This window comes from Streptomyces sp. DH24, from assembly GCF_029813775.1.
Lineage (GTDB): Bacteria > Actinomycetota > Actinomycetes > Streptomycetales > Streptomycetaceae > Streptomyces.
Map to the genome: position 1 here is coordinate 1 of NZ_JARVKW010000083.1, position 5399 is coordinate 5399.

Consider the following 5399-nt stretch of genomic DNA (forward strand, 5'->3'; position numbering starts at 1 on the left):
GCGGGTGGACTCCCCGGTGCGGGAACCGGCCCTGGTGGGCGCGGGCGCCGCGACGGTCGACAACGCGGGCCAGGTGATCCGCCTGGGCAGCGACGGCCTGGACGACATCGGCCGCGTCGGCGACGACGCCGCCACGCCTCCGGGTGTGCGGGTCGAGGGCCCGGGCGGCATCGCCGACAACCTCCCCGGCGGCACGGCCGGCAACCTCCCCGGTGGCAATGCCGCGGACAACCTTCCTGCCGGCTCGGCCTACGACAACGGTGCGGGCCCGTCGGCGAGCCATGAGCCGCCGAGTGGCACCGGTGGACACACGGATGGTCCGGGCGCCCACACGGACGGTCCTGGTGGTGGGACGCACGAGACAGCCGGTACCGGTGGTCACGAACCGCCGTCGTCGGGTGGTCATGGTGAAGGGCCGACGACGGGCGGCAACCAGGGTCCGGCCGGTGAGGGTCCCGGGCACGGTCAGGAACCGCCGAAGGTGGACTACCGCACAGGAGACGAAACGCCGGCTGCTCCCACCGGGCGTATGCAGCCGGAGCAGGAGGCAGCTGTCGCCGAGCAGCTCGCCAAGGCAAAAATGGCGCCTCACGACATCGAAAAGTCACTGGCGGGGCTTCGTAAGAGTGAGTATGGCGCCGGAATCGCCAAATACATCACCGAGGGAAACTTGTCCGGCCTTCCCGGATACGCCGAGCTCCTGTCGCAGTGCAAGCAGGTCAGCAAGGCAAGTGATATGAGTCCCGCAGTTTATATGGCGATGGAGCACGCGACGGATCTTCAAGCTCGGGGAGTAGAAGGGCTGGCGCTGGAACTCAAAGATCCGGGGGCCGGCCTCGACTTGGATGTTTTGGTCAAGTCCGGTGATCGAATCGAGTATGGCGCCCAATTGAAGGACGTGGACAGTGCTGCAGGGCTGAACAGTGCCACGAAGGGCATTGCGGCCAAGCAGTTGAAGGGCCCCATCGACGGCGTGAAGGTGGCGATCCTGGACGTTCATGATGTGAAGGGGGCGCTCACGGACAAGATTCTGGCCAGAGTTGCAGCCCGCGCTAAGATGACGGAAGCCACCTTTGTGCTGCGATTCGAGGACGGGTCGATCACGATTCCGGCCAACGGCCCTACTTATCCGTAAGGAATATTCATGTCCATTCTGATGCGTGCGCCACGTGAATGCGCGTCATGGTTCTGGGATCTGGAGGACTATGCGCCCCCCGGACTGCGATCGGCGCTCGTCGCCGCTGCCCGGATGGCTGAGGTCTTGCGGAAACACGATCTTTTGGAGCCGCGTAGCCTGGAATGGTCGTGGTTCATCCCGGGATTGGGAGGTGCTCCAGCCTCGACCCGCTTGCATCTCCTTGGAGCGATTGACGATGAGCAGGTCTTCCAGCGCGTCCAGGGCATGCGTCCTGTGGGGTACCACGAAGCAGTGCCCGGAGACATCCTCGTTGTGGGGAATGGAGTCTGGCTTGACGGAGAGGGAGTTCCCCGACGCGAGTACCAGCTCGTGGAGCTGTCGGTTTCTCCGGAAGAACTGGGTCTGTCGGCCGAGGTCGCCGTCCATCACGATGTCTGGGGGCCGTTCGACTTCCGGGGCGAGCCGCACCCGGAGGTGTACCGGCAGAACGCTCCCCGGCTCGCCGCCGCGCTGCGGGAACTGGAAGCCGTGCTGGGAGTCGAGGCCGAGCCCGGCCAGCCGACCAACTTCGGACGAGCTGTGGGTTACGGGGTCGATGAGCCGGTGGTGGTTGACGGACGAGGGCCCGACTTCGTCGACCAGCTGTGAAGGGCCTCGGCTCGTCGACAGCCCTGCGGGACCTTTCGGAGGCGCTCATGCGGAGCCCTGGGCTGGACGTCCGATCCTCGTTCGTGAAGCCGAGCGGAGGAGTAGTTGGCCCTCTTCGTGGCGCGTGGGCTCGGTGCCCCCGTCTGCTCGGGCCGGTGGTCGTCGTGGAAGGTACCGCCTCACGCGAATTGGCCGGCGCCGAACTGCAGGAATGGGTCCGCAACAGAGGCTCGGACTTGAAGGTCATCAGTCCACGCAAGTGACCCTCCAGAGGGAACGCTGTGAGAACCACCAGCACGGTCGCCCGCTGGACCTGGGGACGTGAGCACGAGGGAGACAGCGGCGTCCAGACCTGCCTGCGCGAGCTGTTCACCGCGTACGCCGTGCTGCGCGACCGCCGGCTCATGGTCGGCGCTCCGCGGGTGTCTGTCTCCGTGCACGAGTCCAGGAAGAAGAACACCTATCTTTTCCAGGACACGTTCGAGCTGAGCGAGGGCCTGTCGTCGGCGGACGAGGTGAAGGACTTGGCCGACCGAATCGAGGCCACGATGCGTGCCGGAGAGATCGGTTCGGTCTCCGCACATGCCAAGAGCGCGAGTGAGATCGTGGCCGACGGGGAGGCGCGCGAGGAGGCGGGCCTTCTTTGTCTGGGGACTGCCGCGCTGTCCGGTTACGTCAGCGCGGACCTGGTGACCTACTCCGACGCCTGGTTGCCGTACGACCTCAAAGGGCGGCCCCAGCCGGAGGTGCACGCGCTCAATGCTCCCCGGCTCGCCGCAGCCCTGCGCGATCTCTCGGAGGCGCTCGACTCGGAGACCGACCCGGACGACCCGACGTGGTTCGCGAAGCCGAACGAGACCGGGGCCGAGAACATCTTCGACGACCGTGACGGCACTCCGCGAGATGTGTGGGAGAGCTTCGAAGTTCCCTACCGCTACGAGAAGTTCACGCACACGCCCGGCTTTGGACGGATCGGTTACCGGCGTTCGGCCGATGGGGACGTGCAGTGTGTACCCGTGCGGGGCGAGCACGGACTCCTGGGCCACCTGTGGGCATCGGACGCCGAGAACGCGGCGAGCTTCGAACCGCTCGACGTCGGCGACGACGCGATGTACCGAGCCGGGCCCGTCTGGCTGGAACGCCTGCGTGCTGCCCACGATCGTGGCCTCCCGCCCTCCACCGCACTCATCGAACTGTCGGCCATGCCCGACACAGACGGAGCCGGACACGTGGACCGGACCGCGCCACCGCGTACCGTGCCGCTGCGCAGCCTGCGCGAGGCCGAAAACGGGAATTCGGAGGGGCGAGGAGCCTGACGTGAGCCGGTTCGACACGCTGCTCGGGACGGACTTCGACGGTCGGCCGGCCGGCGATGTGGAAGACGTCATTTACGACGGTCTGGACGACCCGCGGCACCGCGACTGGGTGCCGGGGCGCCCGGTCGACTACCCCAAGAGTCGTGCCGTCGAGTGGGGGATCAACCGCATCAAGCCCACACCGCCTTGACCACGGAGTGGCCTGCCGAAGCCGCCTGCCCGTAGAACTCCTGCCCGGACGGAATGTTCTTCGTCCCGCGTGGCGGTACCTTCACCCCGGAGGGAACACTTTGATTGCGTCTACCAGTGTCGCCCGCTGGACCTGGGGGCGTGACGACGAGACGGTCGACGCCCTTGTGTGCTGTCTGCGTGATTTGCTGGCCGCGTACCAGGTCCTGGCGACTCATCGGTTCGCCGTTGATGCCACGACCATTCACGTCTCGGTTTCCGAGGCCGGCACCTCGAACAGCCTGCTGTTCGAGGGGACGCTGGCGGTGCCGACCAATGCGCACGAGGCGGCGAAGGCTGCCCCGCAGTTGGCCGAGCAGGTCAGGGAAGCGATGAGGGTCGGCGAAATCGGTTCCGTCGACGCGTACGCCGAGTGTTCTGGCATGGTCGTGACGGGCGCTGACGCCGGAAAAGAGGAGCGGCAAGACGGGTTGTTCCGGCTGGGCGCTTCATCGTTTGCCGATTTCGTGACCGTGGATCTCGTCACGCACACCGACGTGTGGTTGCCGTATGACTTGAAGGGACGCCCGCAGCCCGAGGTGTATGGAGCCAACGGAGCCCGGCTGTCCGCAGCCTTGCGGGAGTTGGCCGAGGCCCTGGAGTCGGAAACGGACCCGGACGATCCGACGTACTTCGCGAAGCCGACAGCTACCGGTGCTGAAAACTTCTTTGCCGCCGACGGGAGCGCGTCGGACGTGTGGGGCAGTTTCGAGGTGCCGACCCGCTACGACATTTTCACCCATGCTCCCGGTTTCGGTCGGATCGGCTACCGCCGCACGGCGGAAGGGGAGGCCCAGCACGTACCGGTCGTCGACGGGAGCGGTGAGGTGCTGGGGCACCTTTGGGTCTCCGATGCCGAGAATGCGGCGAGTTTCGAACCGCTGGACGTGGGCGACGACGCGACGTATCGGGCAGGGGTCGTCTGGCTGGAACGTCTGCGCGCTGCTCACAAGCGCGGCCTTCCACCGTCCACAGCACTCGCCGAACTGTCGACCATGGCTGACACGGAAGGCGCCGGCCGTGTGGACCCAACGGCCCAGCCGCGCACGGTACCGCTCAGCACTCTGCGGAACTCCCATACTGGTCAGTGACTTGAGTGCTTCGACTTGGTCACACAGCCAGGTCCGTGGAGAGGCTGAGCAGACACTCCGTGCCGTTAGGAAGGGCGCCATGCCGTGAGAACCACCAGCACCGTCGCCCGCTGGACCCGGGGACGTGAGCACGAGGGAGACAGCGGCGTCCGGACCTGCCTGCGGTGACCCGGTGTGCCGGAGGCGTTACCCAGCGAACCCTTCCCGGTCACCTCGTAAATGTGGGGCTTCTGTGAGCGAACGGGACCCGGATTGCACGGGGGACTGCCGGGTTGATAGACGTGGCTGACATTCATGTGGTGATCCGAGTGGTCCGAGAACGGTCGCCTCTGCGGCCCAAGGGGGAGCGAGTTCGGTTATGAAGTTCGACATGGGCGCGCAGACGCTGTCCACGCTGCAGCGCGACTCGCGCGGCGCGAGTGACGACCTCGGCAGCCTGGTGCGGCAGTTGGTGCAGGCGGCGCAGCCGCTGGAGGGCAAGTTCAACGGTTCGGGCCGGGCGATGTTCGACCAGTTCAAGGCGCGCGCGGACCAGATTTCGAGTGACCTGAACGGGTCGCTCTCGGCAATCCTGGGCGGTCAGGCGGGCATGGACTCCGCGTTCAGCTCCGGCGACCAGGAGCAGGGTGACAACGCGCGGCAGCAGATGGCCGCCGCCAACTTCGACGCGGCTCGGTTCCGCTGATTCCAGGGGGAGATTTCTGATGGCTGGTGCGGGTGCGGACCGTCGGTCCTACGACACGGGTGCCTCGGCGGATGCCCAGACCAACATTCAGTCGGTGATCGGCCGGCTGGAGGAGGTCATCGGTCAGCGTGACCGGCAGGTGAAGGCGGCGATGGCGGACTTCACCGCCGACGGCGTGGCGGACGAGTACCACGGCAAGGAACAGCGGTGGAACAAGGCCTCGCAGGAGGTCAAGAACATCATCCACCTGCTGAAGACGACGCTGGAGAAGAACGACGGTACGGCGCAGTCGA

The 5399-nt window shown here is 66.4% G+C and carries 6 protein-coding genes and 1 pseudogene; all 7 read left to right on the top strand.

Annotation, left to right across the window (positions count from 1 at the left end; translation table 11 throughout):
* Positions 1-1135, top strand: a pseudogene (locus tag QC282_RS31820) (hypothetical protein); the annotation flags it as partial.
* Between the two features lie 9 nt (positions 1136-1144).
* Positions 1145-1786, top strand: a complete 642-nt coding sequence (locus QC282_RS31825; protein ID WP_279553071.1) for a hypothetical protein — start codon at positions 1145-1147, stop codon at positions 1784-1786.
* Positions 1787-2169: 383 nt separating this feature from the next.
* Positions 2170-3102 carry a hypothetical protein gene (locus QC282_RS31830; protein ID WP_279553072.1) on the top strand — a complete coding sequence of 311 codons (933 nt, stop codon included), beginning with the start codon at positions 2170-2172 and terminating at the stop codon, positions 3100-3102.
* 1 nt (position 3103) lies between these two features.
* Positions 3104-3292: a hypothetical protein gene (locus QC282_RS31835; RefSeq protein ID WP_279553073.1), complete on the top strand. Its 189-nt coding sequence runs from the start codon at positions 3104-3106 to the stop codon at positions 3290-3292.
* 100 nt (positions 3293-3392) lie between these two features.
* The gene (locus tag QC282_RS31840; protein WP_279553074.1) at positions 3393-4421 is read left to right on the top strand and encodes a hypothetical protein; all 1029 of its coding nucleotides are present in this window, start codon (positions 3393-3395) and stop codon (positions 4419-4421) included.
* A 358-nt stretch (positions 4422-4779) separates the two neighbouring features.
* Entirely contained in the window at positions 4780-5106 is a 327-nt protein-coding gene (locus QC282_RS31845; protein WP_279553075.1) for a hypothetical protein, read from the top strand.
* Positions 5107-5125: 19 nt separating this feature from the next.
* Positions 5126-5399: pore-forming ESAT-6 family protein (locus QC282_RS31850; protein WP_279553076.1), on the top strand; the 274-nt coding region annotated here is incomplete at its 3' end.